The following is a 22,540-nucleotide window of genomic DNA, read 5'->3' on the forward strand; positions in this document are numbered from 1 at the left end:
GGAGTCTGCTCCCTGTTATCTAGCATCCGGCGAACACATTACACCTTAAAATAGGCCAGGTGCTGGTTAAGTAATTCCGACACTTGCGCCATTGCCTGACTTTCCTGAGCAAGATTCATCGACGATTCTTTCATCACGTTAGCAGACAGATGAATGCTGCTGACATTTTCATTCATTTCATTAGCGACAATCCCTTGCTGTTCCGCCGCGGCCGCTATCAGCACCACTCTGTCGGTAGTCTGATTCAGATCAGACACCATATTTTCGAAGGTGCTCCGGGTTTCCAGTGCAACATCAACACAGCTTGCCGCCTGAAAATGACTCGATTGCATGGTTTTACTTGATTGCTCAGCAATACTGGTCAGTCTGTCGATACTGGCCTTGACCTCTGAGGTAGACTGCTGAGTACGGCTGGCAAGATTTCTGACTTCATCGGCAACCACGGCAAACCCGCGTCCCATCTCACCGGCTCTGGCCGCTTCAATGGCGGCATTCAATGCCAACAGATTGGTCTGCTCCGAGACATCCTGAATCACGTTCACCACAGCATGAATATCTTTAACCCCCTGTAACAACTCATTGACGAAGCTGTCTGCATGGGTGATGTTTTCAGCCACCGACTGAATATTATCGCTGGTGGCTTTCATACTGACACTGCTTTGCTGAGCCTGTTCGGCAACGTGAACTGTGGCCTCAGAGGTACTTTCTGCATTTTGGGCGACATCGTTAATGGTTGCCGACATTTCATTCATCGCCGCCGACAGTTGCTCAAGCTGTACATGCTGAGATTCAACGCTGGTTGCCGTTTCCTCACTGGCACTGGCAATCCGGCCGGCCATTTCACGCGATTGCTCCGCTGACTGACTGGCCACTTTGAGTGCCGCCTGCAGTTTATCCAGCATGCGATCGACTTCGCGCCCCATTTCGCCAATTTCATCCTTACGCTTTTTATTCAGCCTGACTTTCAGATCGCCGTCTGCGATAACATGAATTTTTTCGACCAGCGCAGTGAGCGGTGTGACAATATCATGCGCCAGCAAGTATCCGATCAATGCCAGAATGATCACTGCAACGGCCGCAAAAACCGATGCCTTCATCAGGTTGCTGTAGAAAACATCGTCGATATCCGATACCAGTACGCCCGAGCCGACTATCCAGTCCCACTCAGGAAAATACATCACATAGGATATTTTTTCGTGCAGCCGGCCATCCGGTGCCCGCCAGGTATAATCCAGAAACCCCTGGCCTGTTGCAGAGGCGATATTCGCCATTTCACGCCAGTGATACTTACCAGAGCCATCGCGGATCGTAGAAGCATCAGCACCGTTCAATTCCGGCTTTAACGGGTGGATAATGACTTGTTGCCTTGGATTGGTAATCCAGAAATAGTTATCACCATCATACCTGAGCTGTTCAATGGCCTTCAGAGCCATACTTTTCGCCCGCTCTGCGCCTAAATCCGGTGTCTGAGCGGCAAAAAACGCAATGATACCTTGTGCAGTTTCGACCTGTGCACGCAGTTTATCCTCACGCTCGCTGAATGAAGCGCTGTGCTGCTGCGCCAGATTGTAAATACAGACAGATACAATAATCCCGGCCGCCATTAGCACCAGCAACTGCAGCTTTATTCTTATTGATATATTCCCAAGTTTCACGTGATGTCCCTGCCAAAATAAGCAACAAAGCACGTATTTTGCCGCAGGGAATCCGGGGAAGAGTTATCTGAAATCAAAGAAAGTTGAAACTCTATACCTGACAGAGATTTAACACCATGATATGTGACACACATCATATACAAATCACTCAATGTCCTGTCACTGGCTCAGCAGAAGTCTGTCGAAGAACATAAAGAAGACGGCAGACACAATGACCTCTGTGCCTGCCGGTATCACCCAAGGCAGCGCAAACCCCGGCTACTGAGCCGGGCTGAAACGGGTCGCCTCAAAGCTGTTCAGTAAACGGTGGATCAGGTATGTCACCAGTAAGGTGGCAACTATCGCGAAGAAGATACTGCTGACACGGTAAAGTGCACTGAACACCAGATCATTCCCCGGGGTCAGGTATTGCCCGTACAATATGCCAAGCGTTGTCAGTCCGCCAAAGCCGGCGCCTGAGCCGCTGGATTCCTTGACATGCATATAGCTGAACAACATAGCGCCTATCCACAGCAATGGAATGATCAATACCAGCATCCCGGACCAGTCATACAATAACAACTGCCCTGCCATACCAAAGGCGACCCCCATGATAGTGCCCATCGCCCGTTTACGGGCATAACCCAAAGCGCCGTTCCAGTGCATAGGAAAAAGCAGTAACAAGGTGGTGGCCTGCGCTGACATCGAATCATTGAGATCAAAGATCTGAAAAACCAGAAACGACAGTGTTGCGATACTGGCACCCATCAGCGCTTCATGGCGCATCCGGTGAGAACCTTTCGGCTCACTGGGACGCGCAGGTGGCTGACGAGGTTCTGCGTCGGGGATCAAAAACGTCATCAGGTAAGCAATCACTACCGACAGCACATTGGCCAGCAGGTTGCTGAAGATCAGATCATTCAAATCTGAACTCGGGTAACTGGCAAAGTGCAGCATAATGCTCAGGCTGAGCACGCTGTTCGCCCCGAACAGGAAGAGCGTCCCTTTGGACATACAGGCAAATTTGTACAGAAAAAGCACGAAAGCAATCATGGTCATCATGCCCGGATGCCCGCCGAAGAATCCGCCTAAGATCCCCACTTCCAGTCCGCACACTATCGCTGCAGCCAGCAACTGACGCGCGGCGTGCGCACTCATCACCGGCACCATACCCAGCAGCAACATGGGAGTGACAGTAAAAAAGACCCCGTAGTTCCAACCGAAGATTTTACTGATCGTAAAGCCGAGCGTGGCACCGGTTGCGATTCGCAGGCACTGGCGGAAATCGTTTTCCGACATCGGATGATCCCATAACTTCATGGCACCTCCCGCTTAATAAATGTAATGAAGAGTGCTCAGGAATTTAATCTGAGCGCGAGCCATCCAGGCAAACAGGCCGCTGTCCGGAACCAGCTGTACCGTGGCACGCGCACCGGCGGGTAACTGTTGCGGCGCTTCCCCTTCAATGTTCAGATGAAGGCGCATTCGCTGGGCATCCCGCACCCATCGGTTAGACTCTGTAGGCGTGGCAAGACGGCCATTCGCATCAAACTGGCCGGCACTGACACCCGCATCCAAACTGCTGATGCGTGCGCTAAAGACCTGACCGGGCTGACTGTCGAAAGCAACCAGCGCCTGACTGTCGTTACTGAAATGTCGCAGGCTCTTTTCCCGGAAGTCGGCAATGATATCGACATCCGTTGATACCAGTGCCACCAGCGGATTACCGGCTGCCGCGTAAGCGCCTTGCTCCAGCTGGAGGTTGGTAATCACGCCGTCACGCCTGGCTTCTACACGGGTATAAGACAGATTCAGTTCTGCCTGCTGCAGCTGATTTTTCGCCACACGGATGCTCAGATTTTTATCGCTGATTTCGCCCCGGCTGACTTCCAGCTCTTTTAAGCGCGCTTTCGAGGCAGACAAATTCGCTTTGGCGGCGATGGCAGCACTCTGGGCATCATCGCGCAGCTGCTGTGAGGTCCCGTTGCGATGAAACAGTGTGCTCAGTCGCTGCGCTTCGCGCGTTTTCTGTTGCAAAATAGCTTCATTCGCCGCGACTTCTGCCTTTGCGGCCAGAATAGAGGCATCCAGCTGGCTGTTGTTCTGGATCACTTTTTCCAGATTCAGACGCGCTTGTTCGACGGCCAGCTTATAAGGGGCCGGATCGATAACAAACAGCACATCGCCCTGATGGACAGCCTGATTATTGTGCACATGTATTTCGGTGATCGGGCCGCTCACTCTGGGAGCGACTTTGGTAACAACCCGGGTCGCCATCGCTTGTGGGGTCAGAGGCATGGCCAAGTCGGCCATTAAAAAATAAGCAAATACCAACACAAATGCGAAACAGGCGTATTTAATCCAGCGGGCAAATTTTTGATCAGGTGTCATAGAAGTTTATTTCTCCTTATTCATCGTTATTGTGTTCTGTGCTCAGAGAATCCAGCGCATTGTGGGCAATCTGCTCCAGAATCAGACCCAGTTTCTGTAGTTCCTGGTCGTTAATGTGCGACAGCAGCTGTTTACGCACCTGCATGATGCGCGCTTCCATCTGGGTGAGCAGTTGTCGTCCTTCTTCCGTCAGGCTGACAATCCGGGCGCGTTTATCGCTGTCGCAGCAACGGCGCGTGATCAGCGATTGCGCTTCAAGCTGCTTTAAGGTGCGCATCAGCGAAGCCAGTTCGATTTCCAGCGCTTCTGCCAATGTTTTCTGACTGACGTGATCGCCCAATCGCTGCAGTTTCCACAACGCCGTCCAGCGCGGATGCGTGAGGCCCAACGGGGCCAGTTCGCGGTCTGCCACCATCTTCCATAAGCGGGAAACCCGGCTGAGTTGCTCAGCTAACGGCAGATCGCGAAGAATGTTGATATCTTGAATCATGGTGCCTCACCAAATTACTTAGCCTGCTAAGCAATATAATATAGTTAGCAGGCTAAGTAAATAGTTTGTGAGTTCAATCACACATTTTCTGTACGAGCATTTAGACGCAGCATAAATAGCTGACGCGAAGGCGGGATAATCTCAACAAGCAGCAAGCTAACCATCAGCAATGGTCTGGCTTCAGCCTCAAACTGCCTTGAATAAGGCGCCCGGGGTACCTAATCTAACCAATAACAGTGGCCGTTTGACGAAGAGCAACACCATCGCACAAAGCCCAATCCCATCAACATGCTCCCTTGCCAATAAAGCCATAGTCGAATGTTTTCAATCGCTCAAACAGATGAAAACGAGGGAAAGATCTGATGAAAATTACTTTTCTTGGTGGTACTGAAACGGTGACGGGATCCAAGTTCCTGCTGGAGGCAGGGCGCACCAGTGTGCTGGTCGATTGTGGTCTGTTCCAGGGCTATAAGTGGCTGCGTGAGCGTAACTGGCAGACATTGCCAATGGACACAGAAAAGCTCGACGCGGTTCTGTTAACCCATGCTCATCTCGACCACTCTGGTTATCTGCCTGTGCTGTACAAACACGGCTTCCGCGGACCGGTATTTACGCATCACGCGACCAAAGATCTGTGCCGGATTCTGCTGGCAGACAGCGGCCATATCCACGAGGAGGACGCCAGATATTACAGCAACCACAAACTGGGAAAGCATGAACACCCGGAACCGCTCTACGACAGACAAACCGCTGAAGACTGTATGGCGCTCTTTCAGTCGGTGGATTTTGACGAACCGGTCGACGTCGGGGATATCCGTTTTTATCTGCAACCGGCGGGACATATTCTCGGCGCTGCCAGCATTATTGTCGAAGCAGAAGGAAAGCGCGTGGGTTTCTCCGGCGATGTCGGGCGTTATCACGATGTGCTGATGATGCCTCCCCGGCCGCTGCCTGCACTTGATCTTCTCTTGATGGAGTCCACTTACGGTAATCGCCGGCACGATCCACAGGACCCGTTTGAAGAGCTGGCAGAGATAGTCAACCAGACAGTGATGCATGGCGGCGTATTACTGATTCCTGCATTTGCTGTGGGACGGGCGCAGGCTTTACAACATATGCTGGCCACTTTGATGCAAAAAGAAAAAATCCCCAGAATTCCCGTCTATCTTGATAGCCCGATGGCCATTAAAGTATCGGATATTTTTTGTCAGTACAGTGAACAGCACCGGCTCAATTCAGAGGAATGTCATCGAATGTGTAATGACATCATCTATATCCGGACCGTGGATGAATCGAAGGCGATAGAAAAGCAAGCTTTCCCTCACATCATCATTGCCGGTAGCGGGATGGCAACGGGGGGACGCATTCTGCACCATTTTAAACGCTTGCTCGGCAGCCCCAAAACCACTGTCCTGTTTACCGGTTATCAGGTCGGTGGTACCCGGGGCGCAAAAATGCTGGCAGGCGTTGAGACGGTAAAAATTCATGGCGAATGGATACCGTTGCGTGCCTCGATAAAAATGCTTTCCAGCCTGTCCGGTCATGCGGATTACCTTGAACTGACCCAGTGGTTACAGCAGTCGGCACTGGCAAAAAAAACACCCATTCAGCTCATTCACGGCGACCCCGAAGCCCTCGAAGGACTGCGCGTGCATTTACAGGAACAGACAACATTTACCGTTCATGTGGCAGGTTACTGGAGTATTTTACGCCTGTAGCCGCAAGGTGAGTCCGATGGATAAAAGCCCAGACGAAAAAGCCTCGTCATAACGAGGCTTTCAGAAAACAATGATTGGCAGGTTACTCAGAATGTCAGATTATTGATAATGTCATCGTCAACCTGGTTTGCTAACGTCACTTTTAGCTTAGGCGTTCTTGCCATTTCGCGTTGGATGGCGAAGTTCGCTTCTTTGTTACGCGCCCAGCTGCGACGTGCAATGCCGTTGTTAACATCGAACAGCAACATAGACTTCAGCCTGCGCTCGGCACTTTCACTGCCGTCAAGCAACATGCCGAACCCGCCGTTGATCACTTCACCCCAGCCTACACCGCCACCGTTATGGATAGAGACCCAGGTTGCGCCGCGGAAGCCATCGCCGATCACGTTGTGAATGGCCATGTCTGCTGTAAAGCGGCTGCCATCATAGATGTTCGACGTTTCACGGAATGGTGAATCCGTACCGCTGACGTCGTGGTGGTCGCGGCCCAGTACAACAGGACCAATTTCACCGCGATGGATCGCATCGTTAAACGCTTTGGCAATTTCCATACGGCCTTGTGAATCAGCATACAGAATACGCGCTTGTGAACCGACCACCAGCTTGTTTTGCTTGGCATCTTTGATCCAAGTGATGTTGTCTTGCATCTGCTGCTGAATTTCTTCCGGCGACTCGGCCATAATCTTGCTCAGCACCTCAGCGGCAATCGCATCGGTTCTGTCCAGATCTTCCGGCTTACCTGAAGTACAGACCCAACGGAACGGGCCAAAACCGTAGTCAAAACACATCGGACCCAGAATGTCCTGTACGTAGGACGGGTATTTAAAGTCGATGCCGTTTTCAGCCATCACATCACCACCCGCACGCGACGCTTCAAGCAGGAAAGCATTACCGTAGTCAAAGAAGTAAGTGCCGCGGGCTGTGTGTTTGTTTACCGCATCCGCATGACGCTTCAGTGTGTCTTGTACTTTTACCTTGAACAGCTCTGGCTCTTCACGGATAAGACGGTTCGATTCGTCATAGCTGATGTCAACCGGGTAGTAACCGCCTGACCAAGGGTTGTGCAGCGATGTCTGATCCGAACCCAGGTGGATAAAAATGTCCTTCTCGTAGAAGGTTTCCCACACATCCACCACGTTGCCGATAAAGGCAATCGAGACCACTTCGTCGTTGGCTTGTGCTTCACGAACACGTTCGACTAACGCATCCATATTGTCGATCAGCTCATCCACCCAGCCTTGTTCGTGACGTTTGATCGCCGCTTTCGGGTTCACTTCGGCACATACTGTAATACAGTTAGCGATATTACCGGCTTTGGGTTGTGCGCCGCTCATGCCGCCAAGCCCCGCTGTCAGGAAGATCTTTCCTTTCGGGCTTTGACCTTTTTCAAGCACTTTGCGGAAGGCGTTCATAACAGTAATGGTGGTGCCGTGTACGATGCCCTGCGGACCAATATACATGAACGAACCCGCTGTCATCTGGCCGTATTGCGTCACGCCTAATGCGTTGAACTTTTCCCAGTCATCCGGCTTTGAGTAGTTCGGGATCATCATACCGTTGGTCACCACAACGCGCGGTGCCTCTTCCGACGATGGGAACAGACCCATAGGATGCCCTGAGTACAAATGGAGCGTCTGATCGCTTTCCATCTCACTTAGGTATTTCATGGTCAGCAGGTATTGGGCCCAGTTCTGGAATACCGCACCGTTACCACCGTAAGTGATGAGCTCTTCAGGGTGCTGCGCCACAGCCGGATCCAGGTTGTTGTCGATCATCAGCATGATGGCGGCGGCCTGCTCGCATTTCGCCGGATAGTCTGAAATAGAGCGTGCTTTCAGATCGTAGTTCGGCTTGAAGCGGTACATGTAAATGCGGCCAAAATCTTTCAGTTCCTGAGCAAATTCGGCAGCCAGTTCCTGATGCCATTCTTTCGGGAAGTAACGCAAGGCATTACGAATGGCCAATTGCTTTTCTTCCGGCGTCAGGATGTCTTTGCGTTTGGGCGCACGGTTAACACCGGCCGGATACGGTTTAGCCTCCGGCAATACGCTGGGGATCCCTTGTCGAATTTGTTCTTGAAAATTGAATACAGTGTCCATTCTTACAGGCTCCCTTTAGTTCACTTTAAACGCTTGTGTTTTCACTAATCCGATCATGGCATCGATGTCTGGCTTCAGCAGGCGGTCTTCTTCCAGCTTGGCCACTTTCTCACGAATAATTCGGTAGTTTTCTTCAATCACATCTGAACAGCGATTCGGACGTCTGAATTCAATCGCTTGTGCCGCATACATCAGTTCGATAGCTAAAATCTTTTCCAGGTTACCCAAAATCTGATTCAGCTTTCTGCCCGAGATACTGCCCATAGACACGTGATCTTCCTGACCCATAGAAGTCGGCACGCTGTCAGCAGACGGTGGAAAACAGAGTGATTTGTTTTCCGTGACCAGAGCCGCTGTCACGTATTGCGGGATCATCATGCCCGAGTTCAGGCCACCGGATGCCGTCAACAGACGCGGCAAACCGTGCAAGCCTTCAAGCAGCAGGTAGCAGCGACGGTCTGCAATATTACCCAGTTCCGCGGCAGCAATAGAGGCATAATCCAGCACCATGGCCAGCGGTTGCCCATGGAAACTACCGCCGGAAATGGCTTCTTCGGAGCTGATAACAATCGGGTTATCAGTCACTGAGTTCATTTCAATTTCAGCCAGTTCTTTCAGGTGATTGTAGGCATTGCGCGAAGCACCATGCACCTGCGGAATACAGCGCAGGGAATATGGGTCTTGTACGCGAACACAATCAGCATGCGAGGCCATGTTTTGTGAGTCTTTGAAGAAACGTCTCATCCGGGCGGCGACTTCAATGTTACCGGCAAAGGCACGCGTCAGGTGCAGCTCTTCTCTGAATGGTGAACCACTGCCCTGCATCCCCTCAATACTCATCGCACCGGCAAGATCTGCCAAATCAAGCAGATAGCGCATTTTCGTGAGTGCGGTAATGGCATGAGACAGAATAAACTGTGTGCCGTTGATCAGCGCCAGACCTTCTTTTGCGTGCAGCTCAAGCGGCGCTAAGCCTTTTTCTCGCAGCGCTTGTGCGGCTGGCACTGTGTTGTCGCCCTGCCAGAATTCACCTTCGCCAATGAGGGGTAAGAACAGGTGAGAAAGCGGTGCCAGGTCGCCCGATGCGCCAACAGAGCCTTGCTCCGGCACAACAGGGATCAGATCGTGTTCGAGAAACGCCAGCATACGCTGAACAACTTCCAGACGAATACCTGAGTAACCCTGACTTAAGGCATGTATCTTGGTGATCAGCATCAGTTTTGAGATGGATTTCGCAATCGGCTCACCCACACCAACCGCGTGGGTAATCAGGAGATTTTTTTGTAACAGATGCGTTTCTTCCGGTGAAATTTGGGTATCACACAGCGGGCCGAATCCAGTATTGATGCCGTACACCGCCTTGTCGGAAGCGGCAATGATGTCCACATTACGACGGCTTGCATTGATTTTGTCGAGCGCTTCTTCACAGAGTTCCGCTTTGATACTGCCATCCGCTATGCCGTTGACAATATCCAGATTGAGTTGATCAACACCATATCTAAACATCTTGTTTGTTCTCCTGACTGACTGATATCTCTGTATCAGATTGCTTCTATAAAATAATGTTAGCTTGCCCTGTATGTTTTATAAAAGCATAATGTTCGTAGTTTATTCCGGTTTTATCGAACTAATAACTCACGCTGACAGAGAGCCGCTATGCAGATTCAAGATGTTGATTTACGTATGCTGAGAATATTCGTTGCTATCGTTGAGTGCGGCGGTCTGTCGGCGGCAGAATCGCGCTTAAACATAGGCCGCTCCACCATCAGCTCTCACTTATCCGACCTGGAAGTGCGCCTTGGGATTACGCTTTGCAAACGCGGCCGAAGCGGCTTTGAGGTCACAGAGGCCGGGCGCGTGACCTATCAAGCCTCGCTGGAGTTACTCCAGCAGTGCGAAGCCTTTGCCGCCACAGTGGCGAGTTCTAAAAACGAACTGTCCGGTCGGGTCACGATTGCCATGATCGACACCTTAGTCAACGATCCGCGCTGCCGGGTGGCCCAGGTGATTGCCGGGTTAAAAAGCAGAAGTAATAACTTACAGTTCGACATCAATGTATGCGAAGCGCGCGAAGTAGAAACATCCGTTGTGAATGGGCGCTCGCTGGTGGGAATCGGCGTTAGTCGTCACCCGCTAAGGGGGCTCGACTATTTCCCCCTGCATAATGAAACGAACTATCTGTATTGCGGCAAAGGCCACCCGCTGTTCGACTGCCACCCTTCGGAGATCAACACGCTGTTGCAACAAGCAGAAGTGATCACCAGTAACTATATGCGGGATAAAGAAACCCGCAACGACGCACTGAATTACCAGAACACGGCCATCGCCTATCACGATGAGGGGATTGCTCATTTGATTTTATCCGGTGCATTTATCGGCTACCTGCCCGAGCACTACGCCAACAGCTGGGTCAGCAAGGGACTGATTAAACCTATCTTACCCGAGAAATATACCTACCAAATCCCGGTCATGCTGATCACGTTAAAAAATAATTCAGCGTCGCCCCTGGCCAAAGCACTGATTAAAGAGATTAAGCGTTGTCATAGCCTTGAACCGTCATCCAGTGCCAGTGTTGCCAAGGTTCAGACGAAAAAAAACCGCTGATAGTTCAGCGGTTTCTTCGAATGTGGAGCCAGAACAAGGTATAGAGGGATTTTCAAATCCCGGACAACGCACACTAAAGCTCAATAAAAAAAGCCCCGTCTTTCGACGAGGCTTTCGAATGTGGCGGAGAGATAGGGATTTATCGCTCGCAAGCTCGCGCCCCTTCGGGCGTTGCCTGAAGGCAACGTGGTCTCGCTTCGCTCGGCTGAACCCTTCTAGGCTTCTTCACCCTATCTCATCTTGCCAAGGTTCAGGCGAAAAAAAAACCGCTGATAGTTCAGCGGTTTTTTTGAATGTGGCGGAGAGATAGGGATTTGAACCCTAGATACGCTATTAACGTATGCCGGTTTTCAAGACCGGTGCTTTCAACCACTCAGCCATCTCTCCGTAAGTGGTGCGCATGATACCCAGCCGATCCCATGTTGTAAATACCCCAAAGAATCAAATGCACACTTGATCGCCAATCTGACACATTCCTTTTCGCTTTGGCTGATTTTTCAGCCCTTTAGCTTTCCTGTTGCACAGAAGCCAGTGACTTTTCCTGCGTTTGCACCGTCTTGGGTTTTCGCATCACCAGATAAACCGCCATGGCAGCCAGCATAAAACCGACGGCACTCATCGCATCGAAGGTTTCATTGAATGCCAGCCAGGCTTGCAGCGCTGTCACCGGCGGCACCAGATAAAAGGTTGAGGCAACTTTCGAGGCTTCACCGTGTCTCACCATGTAAAGCAGCAGCCATACGGCTGTCACAGACACCCCGAGTACCAGCCAGGCCAGGGTCAGCGTGAATGTCAGGTTCCATTCCACCTGCATGGTTTCCATCGTCATCATCACAGGTGCGAACAAGAGCGCCGCCATCAGGTATTGGTAAACCGAGCCACCGACCAAATCAACCTGCTGGCAGAAACGCTTTTGATACAGTGTACCGAGCGTAATACCGAGCAAGGCAGTAGCGGCGCACAAATAGGCAGCCACTTTATGATCTTCCTGCTGCCAGCTCATATTGCCCTGCAGCACCAAAGTAATGCCCATCAGCCCCACCAGCAGGCCCAGCCACTGTGAGAATGCCAGCCGCTCCTGCCCCATCCCAACCAACAAGAGTGCCGTCAGTACAGGTTGTAATCCAACCAGTAAGGCGCACAGGCCCGCTGGCATGCCAAGATAAATGCCGTAATAGGTGCCGCCCAGATAGAAACCATGAATCAGCACACCCGCGACCATGCTGTGCAGCCGCGCACGACCTGTCGGAAGCTGCCCGTTAAGTAGGTACAGCAACACCATAAATATCAGAATATTTAATGCCATGCGTATAAAGAGAAACGTTGCAGGTTCCGCATACGGCAGGCCAAAACGGGCGCCAATGAAACCCGTGCTCCACAGCATCACAAATATGAAAGGAATAAACCGAGCCACTGAGACGTCCTTCTGGTGATTATCATGATTTTCCACTACTGTAGAGGGGTACAAAAAAAGTAAAAAGTGACAGTTTTGTGATTTTCATAGGGTACAGATGCCGCAAACACAACACCAAGCACAAACCAGCGAGGCCAAATACCGGCAAGTGATCCGGGAACTGACACTGCGTATGGAGCGCGGTGTGTATCAGCCTGGTGATAAGCTTCCTTCGATTCGCCAGTTAAGTGAACAGCTCACGGTAAGCAAAAACACTGTCATACGTGCTTATCAGGAGCTTGAAGCGACTCAGAAAATTGAAGCGCATCCCCGCTCTGGCTACCGGGTCATCACTGCCGGGCGGACTGCTTCTCTGACGATGCAGGCCCCCGGCTTTGTCGATTTACTGACATTAAGCCGAACCATATTGCAACAGTCCCCGTCATCGTCTTTGCTTCCAACCGGCAGCGCGCACCCGAATACGCAATTTCCCGCCATTACCTCGCTGTATGCTGAAATTGGCCGCCACAGCCGTTACCAGACCCATCTGCCAAGCCATTATTTGCTCCCGCCAGGCGATGAGCAACTAAGAAAGCAACTGGTAACTGTCAATCAGTGGCTGGACATTTCGACCTCGCCCGATGAGATTCTGATCACCCACGGCGCGCAACAGGGGATCAGCATGGCGTTGCAGGTGCTGACCCAATCCGGCGATACCGTCATCGTTGATTCCCCCTGCTATTTCGGCAATCTGCTGTTGCTGGAATCACTGGGCCTGAAAGTGGTCGAGATCCCCTCTCACCCGCAGACCGGGATGGATTTAACGCATCTGTCACTCGCCCTGGCACAGTGGCCCGTCGCGGCGATTCTGATCAACCCGAGCTTCAATAACCCAACCGGCGCTGTGATGCCGCGCCGTGAGCGCGAGCGCTTTCTCAGCATCACCGCGGGTATCCCTGTGATTGAAGATGATGTGTTCGGTGATCTGGGCTACGGCAAACGCCCGCCCGCGCTTTACAGTCTGGATAGCGATAACAGGGTAATTTATTGCAATTCGTTATCTAAAACGCTGGATTCTCGCTTGCGTATTGGCTGGATGCTGGCCGGGCAGTATCAGCCGCTGATTGAAAAACGCCTGCTCGCAAACAACATGGGCAGCCTGAATCTGATGCAGTCAGCGGTGGCTGAGTTTTTAAAGACCGGCAAATACCGCACTCACCTCAATAAAGTCAGGCGCTATTACCAGCGTAATCAACGCGCATTCAGTCAGCGTCTTTGCTCTGCGCTCGACAGCTATCCCTGGATGGCTGGCCGGTATCATTTACACCTGCCCGATGGCAGCTTTCTCTGCTGGCTGACGCTGCCCGAGCAGGCCGACAGTTATCAGCTTTATCAGCAGGCACTGGAGGCTGGGATCAGCCTGTTACCCGGCAATATGTTTTGCACTCAGGATCAGTACCGCCATTGTCTCCGGCTCAGCTATGCTGCATTCGAAGATAATTCGCACTGGAACTCAGGCGTGAAAAAGCTGGCGCAACTCATTGCCGAACATATCAGACCACTGATTGATAACACAGAGTGAGCATCGACTAGGCTTACTGAAAAGATCATTTTATTAAGGAAGATACCATGAGATTCCGACACCTTGCCTTCATCGGTGTGTTGTTAAGCACATTGTCTTTCTCAGTAACATCAGCGCCCGGCATTGTCAGTACCGGCTCCAGTGAAGGCATGGCTTATCAGCTTGAAAAAGTGGCTGACGGCCTGTCAGTGCCGTGGGGAATGACCTTTGTTAACCCAACAACACTGCTCATCACCCTGCGTCAGGGAAAGGCGGTCCTGGTCGATACCCGCTCAGGACAGCAAAGTACCCTGAGTGGCCTGCCAGATATTTATACCCGGGGCCAGGGTGGTTTACTGGATGTCATGCTATCCCCCGATCCCCTGGCAAATGGCTGGATCTATTTTACCTACAGCAAACCGGTCAAAGGCGGCAGCGCCACCACGCTGGCAAGAGCCAAGTTATCCGGCCAGACGCTCACCGACTGGCAGGATTTGCTGGTTTCCCGTCCACACAGTGAGGCCAGCAAACACTATGGCAGCCGGATAGCGTTTGATATGAAAGGCCATGTGTTTTTTTCTGTCGGTGACAGAGGCAATCGCCCGAACGGGCAGGATCTGAGCAATCATGCCGCCTCGATACTACGTTTAAATCTCAATGGCACAGTGCCGAAAGACAATCCCTTTTATGATAAGTCCGGCGCATTGGCAGAGATCTGGAGCTATGGTCACCGCAACCCGCAAGGCATGGCGTTTGATACAAAGACGGACAGGTTATGGGAGATTGAACATGGCCCGCGCGGTGGGGATGAAATCAACCAGATCCTGCCGGGGCGCAATTACGGCTGGCCAGTTACCTCACACGGTAAAGAGTACTGGGGGCCGCTGGATGTCGGTGAATCCAAAGAAAAAGCCGGTATTGAGTCGCCGAAAAAAGTGTATGTCCCCTCCATTGCACCCGGCAGCCTGATGATTTATCAGGGCAGCGCTTTTCCGGCCTGGCAGGGTAATCTGTTTACCGGCGCACTGGTGTTACAGCACCTCAATCGTGTCGCCCTTAATGCGCAGGGAAATCCTGTAAAAGAAGAAAGGCTGTTTGAAGACTTGAATGAAAGAGTTCGCTCACTGGCGCAAAGTGCAGAAGGGATTATCTATTTCGCTACTGACAACGGCAACCTGTACCGCATTGTGCCCAAATGAAACAGCCCCCGCATGATGCGGGGGCTGTCGTTAGTCTGAGTGGATTACAGGTGCTCACCACGACGCAACGCATCAATACGTTTTTCCAGCGGCGGGTGTGTCATGAAAAGTTCAGACAGGGTTTTCTTGCCGTTGATGCCAAACGCCATCATTGAACCTTCCAGGTGAGATTCCTGGCTGACTTTCAGGCGCTCCAGCGCAGCAATCATCTTCTCTTTACCAACCAGATGTGCAGAACCTGCATCAGCTTTGAATTCACGGTGACGGCTGTACCACATGGTAATGATGCTGGCCAGGAAGCCGAACAACAATTCCATGATAGTGGAGACGATGAAGTAGGTGACAAAACTGCCCCCCTCGCCTTCTTCACTGTTGTTGCTGACCCCACTGACAGCACCCGCAATAATACGGGAGACAAAAATCACAAAGGTGTTCACCACCCCCTGCAGCAAGGTCATGGTCACCATATCACCATTGGCAATATGGCTGACTTCGTGTGCCAGCACAGCCTCAGCTTCATCGCGGGTCATGTTGTGTAACAACCCGGTAGACACTGCCACCAAAGAGTCATCACGCTTGGCACCTGTTGCGAACGCATTGATATCGGGTGAATCATACACAGCCACAGTCGGCATACCGATACCGGACTGCTTCGCCTGACGTGCAACGGTTTCCATCAGCCAGTGTTCTGTTTCATTACGCGGGTGTTCAATCACCATACCGCCCACAGACCTGAGTGCCATGGACTTAGACATGAAAAGGGAAATCAAAGAACCGCCAAAACCAAACAGCAACGCCATCACCAGCAGGCCGTTCAAGCTGCCTGGCTGTAAATCAGTCACGGCATAGATAATATTGAGCACAATGCTGAATACCAGCATTACGGCAAGGTTGGTTGCCAGGAACAAGCCAATTCGCTTCATACCTTTCTTTCTCCAACAAAGGTCTGGGTGTCAAATGCTTATGCGCCTTCCTAATGGCAGGCGCATCAATAAGATGGTACTTATAGTATGGTCGTTCAATCTAAAAACAAGCGGAAGCAGTAAATTGTTACTTTTGGTAAGAGATATCCGCTTCTGAGACAAAAATCATGGTTTGCCCGATCATCGGGTCTTAGACTTTGGTCGTATTGTATAAGATGTCGCCATTCTCTATTGTCGTTGCGTATTCGAATTCACAGTATCTAACAAGGAGGCAAGATGGCTGACCAAGAAAACTACCAAGTCGCAATTGATATCCTGCGTTGCCATCTTGGCATGACGGCTGAAGAAGCCTGCGCAGAGCTGGGGATTGACCCAATCGCCACACAGTCAACTGAAGTCATTGAGCAGATGCCTTTACTCAGCGATAACTGATTTCCTTGTAACAAATGCTAGACCCAAAGCCTCCTTTCCGGAGGCTTTGTCATTTCTGCGTCATAATGTCTTTACGACAGTTCTCATTCAGAATGATTATGTGATACTAATCCCAAAAATTATTCTGAACACTGTACAGGTAAATTATGAAAAAGCTCTATTCACCCACTATGGATAGCGCCGCTTCGCGCGAAGGCGTGCGCACTCTGCTCATTCCCGTTGCTATGTTTTTGGCTGTTGCTGTTATCACTGCAATTGCCGCATTCATCATACAAATCGAAGTGCTGCAACTGAGTGGCAGCCTCAGCGAAAATTCCCTGGTCGAGTATACTCAGGAACTCTTTTTACTATTAACCAGCATACTCTTTTCTGCTGTTGCAGTGACAAGAAGCACTCTGAGGGGCTTTGCACTGTTAGCGTCAGCCTTTTTTATGGTGCTGCTGATCCGGGAACTGGACGGGCTGCTTGATCTTATCTGGCACGGCTTCTGGAAGTTCCCGGCAGCTATCGTAGCAGTAACGGGAATGTTCTATGCTTATAAACACCCACAAACGACACAGCCCGCCTTAAGCCGATACAGCCAGCACGCCAGTTTCGGTCTGATGCTGGGCGGTTTAGCCACACTGCTGGTGTTCTCACGCCTGTTTGGCATGGGGGAGATCTGGCAAGCCGCGATGCAGGATAACTATGTACGTGAAATCAAAAACCTGGCTGAAGAAGGCGTTGAACTGCTGGGTTACAGTTTAATTCTGGCCGCGGCAATCTGGTATTGCTTACCTTACTTAGTCAACAAAAAACAGCGTTATTAATATCATGGATATACGACAACGCCGCCTTGCTGGCGGCATTGTCGTGTTATGGGGTCGTGTTATAAAGAAGGGAAGAGATTTAAGTCAAAAGCTCTATATTCAGGTAACCCGTTAAGTCTTGCCTGGCAATACCGGGCAAATAGGGAATTTCACCTAACTTGGGTGCGGGCAAGTAAGCTTCAAGATACCTCAGGTTATCCTCGTAACAATGAATATCCGGATCAACAAGGTTTGCCACCCAGCCCGCCAATATCAGACCATCATTTTGAATCGCTTCCGCGGTCAGCATCGCATGGTTCAGGCAGCCCAGTTTCACGCCCACCACTAATATGACTGCCATTTCTTCCTGCTTGACCCAGTCAGACAGCTTCATTGTGTCGGAAAGAGGAACCCGCCATCCACCGGCACCTTCAACAAACACCACATCATTCTTGCTCTTAAGCTGTGATAAGCCTTCAGACAGCCTGGCAGGATCGATGCTAATGCCTGCCTGCTTGGCAGCAATGTGCGGCGCGATGGGCGGCTCAAACGTATAAGGATTGACTTCTTCATACTGCAATGCCGGCTGCGAAGCAGCTTGCAGAAACAGTGCATCAGAATTGCGCATACCATAAGCGGTCAGCGTACTGCCTGACGCAACCGGTTTAAACCCTGCCGCTCTTTGCCCGGCGCGGACACTGGATTCAATTAAAGTACGGGTAACGACCGTTTTTCCTGCATCGGTATCCGTTCCTGTGACAAAAAATGTATTAGACATTGGTAAATACTCCAAAACCAACCTGATACGTAGCGGGTAACTGACCCGTACTGTCGCGAAAATGCGCATAGGCATTTTCGAGCCGGTTCAGCGTCGTCCGGCCGAACATCCCTTGCCGGCGCTGCTCCGACAAATGCGTCGCACCTATTCCCTTAAGATCCTTCATTAAGCCCAGCGCACTCTCATAATGCATCACCACCGGCATAACCGAGAACTCTGCCGCATTCAGCCCGGCATCGGCCACGGCCTGTGAAAGCCGGGTGACAGAGTCAAACTGATTGACATGTTGCTGTGTATCAACCGATAGCCAGGCGTGCTCAAGTTCAAATAATGTCCCCTCTGCCAGGGTGGTGATCCCAATCACCCCGCCCGGTTTCACTACTCGCTGCAACTCGCGCAACGGAACGGCCAGATCCGAGCACCATTGCAGAGCAAGGCTGGAAAAGGCTGCATCAAAGTGGTTGTCCGGAAATGGCAGCGATTCGGCATCAGCGACACAAAACACGCCTGTGCCATCACAGCGATCTTTGGCCTGCGCCAGCATGGGTTCGGACAGATCAATGGCTGTGGTCTGGTAGCCCATGGCCTGCAGCTGACGGGTGAAATACCCGGTTCCGCACCCGATATCCAGCCAGTGGCTGCCTTGTGGCAGACAGGGTAATGTATCCAGCAATTGGTGCCCCACCTGCCGCTGGAAAGCCGCCGATTGATCATAATGTTTGGCGGCTTTGCCAAAACTGGCGGCAATCGCCTGCTTGTCTGAACCAGACAAGCTCTGATTCTGTGGTCTAACAGCCACTGTCGGACTGATTTCCTGCATCCTGTACCTCTTCAAAAGACGCATTCAACGATGTTGCCAACGCTTTGACTTGTTGCTCTGTATGACTGGCAGACAGGGTAATACGTAATCTGGCCTGATTGACCGGCACGGTCGGCGGGCGGATGGCCGACACCCAGATACCTTTTTCAGCCAGAGCCGCAGACAGGTTGATTGCCAGTTCACTGCTGCCCAGCAATACCGGTTTGATCGGCGTTTCTGTCGCAACCAGACCCACTTCCGGCAGAAGTTCGTCAGCCAGAATATGCCCTAATACCGCCAGTTTCTCCCTGCGCCAGTCTCCGCTCTGGACCAGATCGCAGGCGGTACACAGTGCATGAGCCTGTGCCGGTGGCATCGCCGTCGAGTAGATATAATGCCGCGCAAACTGAATCAGATATTCTGCGACCTCATCGCTGCACAACACCGCCGCGCCCTGCATGCCGAAGGCTTTGCCAAAAGTGACAATGCTGATCTCAGGTGTAATGCCTGCCTGCGCCGCACTGCCCCGGCCGCATTCCCCCAGCACCCCGCAACCATGGGCATCGTCAACCATCAGCCAGCTGTCCGTCTCCCGGCACAGGGCTGAAATCGCCGCTAGCGGCGCCTGATCCCCATCCATGCTGAACACGCCTTCCGTGACCACCAGCGTAGCGGCACAATCGTCAGACCCGGCTTTCAATAATGCATCCAGGGCATTGAGATCGTTGTGCGCAAAGCGGCGCATTGTCGCCGGAGACAAGAGGCCCGCTTCCATCAAAGAGGCATGATTCAGCTTGTCCTGGATCAGCCGGTCTGATTTGCCGAGTAAGGCAAAAAGCACCGCCTGATTGGCACTGAATCCGGTACTGAATAGCAAGGCTCTGTCGTACCCCAGCCAATCCGCCAGCCGGTGCTCCAGCTCTGCATGCGGTGCATGATGCCCGGTCACCAGAGGTGAACCGCCACTGCCTGCGCCATAAACAGACAGCCCCTGCTGCCAGGCCGCAATTAATTCCGGGCACTGAGCCAGTCCCAGATAATCGTTACTGGAGAAATTGATATGCGCTTGCAGTTTGCCAGCAAACTGCACGCAGGATGGCTGCCTGTTGAGTGGCTTTCGCTGACGATACAGTCCCTGAGTCTGTCGCTGACTCAGGGACTGTGATATCCGGGAATTAAACAGAGGCATCGTAGAACAAGTCATCCGCTGCCGGGCGGGCAGCCACACGCTGTGCTACCTGACCAAGCAGTTCATGTTCCTGAACCTCATCCGGCTTAGCGGCTTTTTCCTGGCGGTTAATACCCAGCTTGTTAAACAGCTGCATGTCTTTGTCTTCTTCCGGATTAGGCGTGGTCAGCAGCTTACATCCGTAGAACACAGAGTTAGCACCCGCCATAAAGCACAGTGTCTGAGTTTCTTCACTCATACCCTCACGGCCAGCCGACAGACGAACAGCGGAAGCCGGCATCATAATGCGGGCAACCGCAATAATACGGACAAAGTCCAGCGGATCGACATCATCCACGCTATCGAGCGGGGTCCCTTTGACTTTCACCAGCATATTGATAGGTACGCTTTCCGGGTGTACTGGCAGGTTCGCCAGCTCAACAAGCAGGCCGGCCCGGTCCCGGGCACTTTCGCCCATGCCGATAATGCCGCCGGAGCAAATCTTCATACCGGCATCACGCACATGTGACAGCGTATCCAGGCGATCCTGATAAGTGCGGGTGGTAATGATATTGCCGTAATACTCAGGCGAGGTATCCAGATTGTGGTTATAGTAATCCAGCCCGGCATCGGCCAGCGTGTTGGCCTGATCGCCGGTTATCATGCCCAGCGTCATACAGGTTTCCAGCCCCATAGACTTCACACCGCGTACCATTTCCAGCAGGTACGGCATGTCGCGCTCTTTGGGGTTTTTCCATGCCGCACCCATACAGAAACGTGTCGCACCCGAGCTTTTGGCTTTTTCTGCCGCATCCAGCACCCGCTCAACTTCCATCAGGCGTTCGCGGTCAACGTCGGTGCGGTAATGGGCGCTCTGCGGACAGTACTTACAGTCTTCCGGGCAGGCGCCGGTTTTGATCGACAGCAGGGTACTGACCTGAACCTTGTTGGGTTCATGATACTGACGGTGGACTTGCTGGGCTTCAAACACCAGATCCATGAAGGGTTTTTCAAACAGCGCCTGAACTTCTGCAACGCTCCAATCGTGTCTCACTTCCACGTGTAAACCTCTTTAATTGTTCTTATTACCCGCAACTTGCTCACGATAACCGTAACAATTCCACGGGTTTGAATACTTGCAAGTCTACTTTCAGCAAGTACACTGTCAACCACAAAGAAAATACAGGGTTTACATCTGTGCAAAATATCACCAACAAAACGAACTCCTCCAACCACTTCACGGCTTCACAGGTGGATTTGGACTACGATCGTCAGCATGTCTGGCACCCGTACACCTCCACCATCAACCCGCTTCCCTGCTACCCGGTGACTCATGCTGATGGCGTGACCCTGTATCTGGAAGATGGCCGGGAACTGGTTGACGGTATGTCTTCCTGGTGGTCGGCCATTCACGGTTACAATCACCCGGTACTGAATCAGGCCGCACACGATCAGCTGGGCAGGATGTCGCATGTCATGTTCGGCGGCCTTACCCACCAGCCTGCGGTTGAATTGTGCCGCAAACTGATTGCCATGACGCCTGAGCCTCTGCAGCAGGTCTTCCTGGCAGATTCCGGTTCAGTGTCGGTGGAAGTGGCGTTGAAAATGGCACTTCAGTACTGGCACGCCAAAGGTGAACCGCGGGCGAAATTCCTGACGCTGCGACATGGTTATCATGGTGATACCTTTGCCGCGATGTCGGTCACCGATCCCGACAACTCCATGCACAGCCTGTATAAAGGTTTTCTGCCAGAGCATCTTTTTGCAGATTCACCTGAACTCGGTTTTCATGACACGTGGGATGAGCGTGACATTGCTGACTTCGCCGCCAAACTCAAGAGCAACCATCAGGATATTGCCGCTGTCATCCTGGAACCTGTCGTTCAGGGCGCCGGAGGGATGCGCATCTACCATCCCACCTATCTGCGCCGTGTGCGCGAATTGTGCGACGTCTATGGCGTGCTGCTGATCGTCGATGAGATTGCAACCGGGTTTGGCCGGACAGGCAAACTGTTTGCCTGTGAACATGCCGGTATCAGCCCGGATATCATGTGTGTCGGCAAAGCACTGACCGGCGGTTATATGACCTTAGCGGCCACCCTGACCACCAAGCAGCTGGCCGATACCGTGTGCAGCGGTGCCGCAGGCTGTTTCATGCACGGCCCGACCTTTATGGGCAACCCGCTGGCCTGCGCCGTCGCCAATGCCAGCCTGTCTTTGCTGGAAACGGGAGAATGGCAGCATCAGGTCAGCCGGATCGAAGCACAGCTGGCTGAATTACTGCCCGCGGTGGCGCAATCAGACAAAGTGAAAGCCGTTCGATGGCTCGGGGCGATTGGTGTGGTGGAGTTGTATGAACCTGTGGACATGGTCAAGATACAGCAAAGTTTTGTAGACAATGGTGTCTGGATTCGTCCATTCGGTCGACTTATCTACATCATGCCGCCATTTATTATTAGTAATCAGGAGCTTAATAAACTGGTTTTCGCCATTTTACAATCATTGCACTAATATCGAAAAACAGACAGATCCTCATGTTTGACCAGATATACTCTATGTAAGA

19 protein-coding genes, 1 tRNA gene and 1 other RNA gene are annotated in these 22,540 nt (G+C 51.9%); 7 read left to right on the forward strand and 14 right to left on the reverse strand.

Features of this window, described 5'->3' with window-relative positions:
- Positions 1 to 38 precede the first annotated feature (38 nt).
- The 4 genes from H511_RS0111755 to slyA all read right to left on the reverse strand — a co-directional run bounded on the left by H511_RS0111755 (position 39) and on the right by slyA (position 4,515).
- The gene (locus H511_RS0111755) at positions 39 to 1,655 is read right to left on the reverse strand and encodes a methyl-accepting chemotaxis protein (protein WP_027252473.1); all 1,617 of its coding nucleotides are present in this window, start codon (positions 1,653 to 1,655) and stop codon (positions 39 to 41) included.
- A 258-nt stretch (positions 1,656 to 1,913) separates the two neighbouring features.
- Entirely contained in the window at positions 1,914 to 2,954 is a 1,041-nt protein-coding gene (locus tag H511_RS0111760; RefSeq protein ID WP_027252474.1) for a DUF2955 domain-containing protein, read from the reverse strand.
- A 12-nt stretch (positions 2,955 to 2,966) separates the two neighbouring features.
- Positions 2,967 to 4,025, reverse strand: a complete 1,059-nt coding sequence (locus H511_RS0111765) for an HlyD family secretion protein (RefSeq protein ID WP_027252475.1) — start codon at positions 4,023 to 4,025, stop codon at positions 2,967 to 2,969.
- Positions 4,026 to 4,041: 16 nt separating this feature from the next.
- Complete coding sequence (gene slyA, locus H511_RS0111770; protein WP_027252476.1) at positions 4,042 to 4,515, reverse strand: transcriptional regulator SlyA; 474 nt, start codon at positions 4,513 to 4,515, stop codon at positions 4,042 to 4,044.
- Positions 4,516 to 4,877: 362 nt separating this feature from the next.
- Between slyA and H511_RS0111775 the strand changes: the two genes are divergently transcribed.
- Positions 4,878 to 6,233 (forward strand): MBL fold metallo-hydrolase RNA specificity domain-containing protein, encoded by a 1,356-nt coding sequence (locus tag H511_RS0111775; protein WP_027252477.1) that lies wholly within the window; start codon positions 4,878 to 4,880, stop codon positions 6,231 to 6,233.
- Between the two features lie 86 nt (positions 6,234 to 6,319).
- On the opposite strand, the gene H511_RS0111780 is transcribed toward H511_RS0111775, so the two are convergent.
- Both H511_RS0111780 and hutH read right to left on the reverse strand, forming a co-directional pair.
- A complete protein-coding gene (locus tag H511_RS0111780) occupies positions 6,320 to 8,332 on the reverse strand; it encodes a urocanate hydratase (protein WP_027252478.1) in 2,013 nt (670 codons plus the stop codon).
- Positions 8,333 to 8,347: 15 nt separating this feature from the next.
- Positions 8,348 to 9,838 (reverse strand): histidine ammonia-lyase, encoded by a 1,491-nt coding sequence (hutH, locus tag H511_RS0111785; RefSeq protein ID WP_027252479.1) that lies wholly within the window; start codon positions 9,836 to 9,838, stop codon positions 8,348 to 8,350.
- Positions 9,839 to 9,988: 150 nt separating this feature from the next.
- Between hutH and H511_RS23245 the strand changes: the two genes are divergently transcribed.
- Positions 9,989 to 10,936: a LysR family transcriptional regulator gene (locus H511_RS23245; RefSeq protein ID WP_051288104.1), complete on the forward strand. Its 948-nt coding sequence runs from the start codon at positions 9,989 to 9,991 to the stop codon at positions 10,934 to 10,936.
- 121 nt (positions 10,937 to 11,057) lie between these two features.
- On the opposite strand, the gene H511_RS24425 is transcribed toward H511_RS23245, so the two are convergent.
- The 3 genes from H511_RS24425 to H511_RS0111800 all read right to left on the reverse strand — a co-directional run bounded on the left by H511_RS24425 (position 11,058) and on the right by H511_RS0111800 (position 12,320).
- Positions 11,058 to 11,185, reverse strand: a non-coding RNA gene (locus tag H511_RS24425) — RtT sRNA.
- A gap of 47 nt (positions 11,186 to 11,232) precedes the next feature.
- A tRNA-Ser gene (locus H511_RS0111795) sits at positions 11,233 to 11,323 on the reverse strand.
- Between the two features lie 118 nt (positions 11,324 to 11,441).
- The gene (locus H511_RS0111800) at positions 11,442 to 12,320 is read right to left on the reverse strand and encodes a DMT family transporter (RefSeq protein ID WP_036759585.1); all 879 of its coding nucleotides are present in this window, start codon (positions 12,318 to 12,320) and stop codon (positions 11,442 to 11,444) included.
- 127 nt (positions 12,321 to 12,447) lie between these two features.
- On the opposite strand from H511_RS0111800, the gene H511_RS0111805 reads away from it, so the two are divergent.
- Together H511_RS0111805 and H511_RS0111810 are read left to right on the forward strand one after the other, a co-directional pair.
- Complete coding sequence (locus tag H511_RS0111805; protein ID WP_027252481.1) at positions 12,448 to 13,911, forward strand: aminotransferase-like domain-containing protein; 1,464 nt, start codon at positions 12,448 to 12,450, stop codon at positions 13,909 to 13,911.
- A gap of 47 nt (positions 13,912 to 13,958) precedes the next feature.
- Positions 13,959 to 15,089, forward strand: coding sequence for a PQQ-dependent sugar dehydrogenase (locus H511_RS0111810; protein WP_051288105.1), 1,131 nt, complete (start codon positions 13,959 to 13,961; stop codon positions 15,087 to 15,089).
- 44 nt (positions 15,090 to 15,133) lie between these two features.
- Here H511_RS0111810 and htpX read toward each other — a convergent pair whose 3' ends face one another.
- Positions 15,134 to 16,012, reverse strand: a complete 879-nt coding sequence (htpX, locus tag H511_RS0111815; protein ID WP_027252483.1) for a protease HtpX — start codon at positions 16,010 to 16,012, stop codon at positions 15,134 to 15,136.
- A 276-nt stretch (positions 16,013 to 16,288) separates the two neighbouring features.
- Between htpX and H511_RS24870 the strand changes: the two genes are divergently transcribed.
- Together H511_RS24870 and H511_RS0111825 are read left to right on the forward strand one after the other, a co-directional pair.
- The gene (locus H511_RS24870; RefSeq protein WP_027252484.1) at positions 16,289 to 16,444 is read left to right on the forward strand and encodes a hypothetical protein; all 156 of its coding nucleotides are present in this window, start codon (positions 16,289 to 16,291) and stop codon (positions 16,442 to 16,444) included.
- 146 nt (positions 16,445 to 16,590) lie between these two features.
- The gene (locus H511_RS0111825) at positions 16,591 to 17,253 is read left to right on the forward strand and encodes a hypothetical protein (protein WP_051288107.1); all 663 of its coding nucleotides are present in this window, start codon (positions 16,591 to 16,593) and stop codon (positions 17,251 to 17,253) included.
- A 79-nt stretch (positions 17,254 to 17,332) separates the two neighbouring features.
- Here H511_RS0111825 and bioD read toward each other — a convergent pair whose 3' ends face one another.
- The 4 genes from bioD to bioB are packed head-to-tail and all read right to left on the reverse strand — an operon-like array spanning position 17,333 to position 21,037.
- Positions 17,333 to 18,010, reverse strand: coding sequence for a dethiobiotin synthase (gene bioD, locus H511_RS0111830; protein WP_027252486.1), 678 nt, complete (start codon positions 18,008 to 18,010; stop codon positions 17,333 to 17,335).
- Positions 18,003 to 18,830, reverse strand: coding sequence for a malonyl-ACP O-methyltransferase BioC (bioC, locus tag H511_RS0111835; RefSeq protein ID WP_027252487.1), 828 nt, complete (start codon positions 18,828 to 18,830; stop codon positions 18,003 to 18,005). Before bioC ends, bioD begins: the two co-directional genes overlap by 8 nt.
- Positions 18,799 to 19,998: an 8-amino-7-oxononanoate synthase gene (bioF, locus tag H511_RS0111840; protein ID WP_027252488.1), complete on the reverse strand. Its 1,200-nt coding sequence runs from the start codon at positions 19,996 to 19,998 to the stop codon at positions 18,799 to 18,801. The genes bioC and bioF overlap by 32 nt, the downstream gene beginning before the upstream one ends.
- Positions 19,985 to 21,037, reverse strand: a complete 1,053-nt coding sequence (gene bioB / locus H511_RS0111845; protein ID WP_027252489.1) for a biotin synthase BioB — start codon at positions 21,035 to 21,037, stop codon at positions 19,985 to 19,987. The genes bioF and bioB overlap by 14 nt, the downstream gene beginning before the upstream one ends.
- Positions 21,038 to 21,228: 191 nt before the next feature.
- Here bioB and bioA point away from each other — a divergent pair, with 191 nt between their 5' ends.
- Positions 21,229 to 22,488 carry an adenosylmethionine--8-amino-7-oxononanoate transaminase gene (gene bioA, locus H511_RS0111850; RefSeq protein ID WP_027252490.1) on the forward strand — a complete coding sequence of 420 codons (1,260 nt, stop codon included), beginning with the start codon at positions 21,229 to 21,231 and terminating at the stop codon, positions 22,486 to 22,488.
- The last annotated feature ends 52 nt before the right edge of the window (positions 22,489 to 22,540 follow it).

This window comes from Photobacterium halotolerans DSM 18316 (assembly GCF_000425165.1).
Lineage (GTDB): Bacteria > Pseudomonadota > Gammaproteobacteria > Enterobacterales > Vibrionaceae > Photobacterium > Photobacterium halotolerans.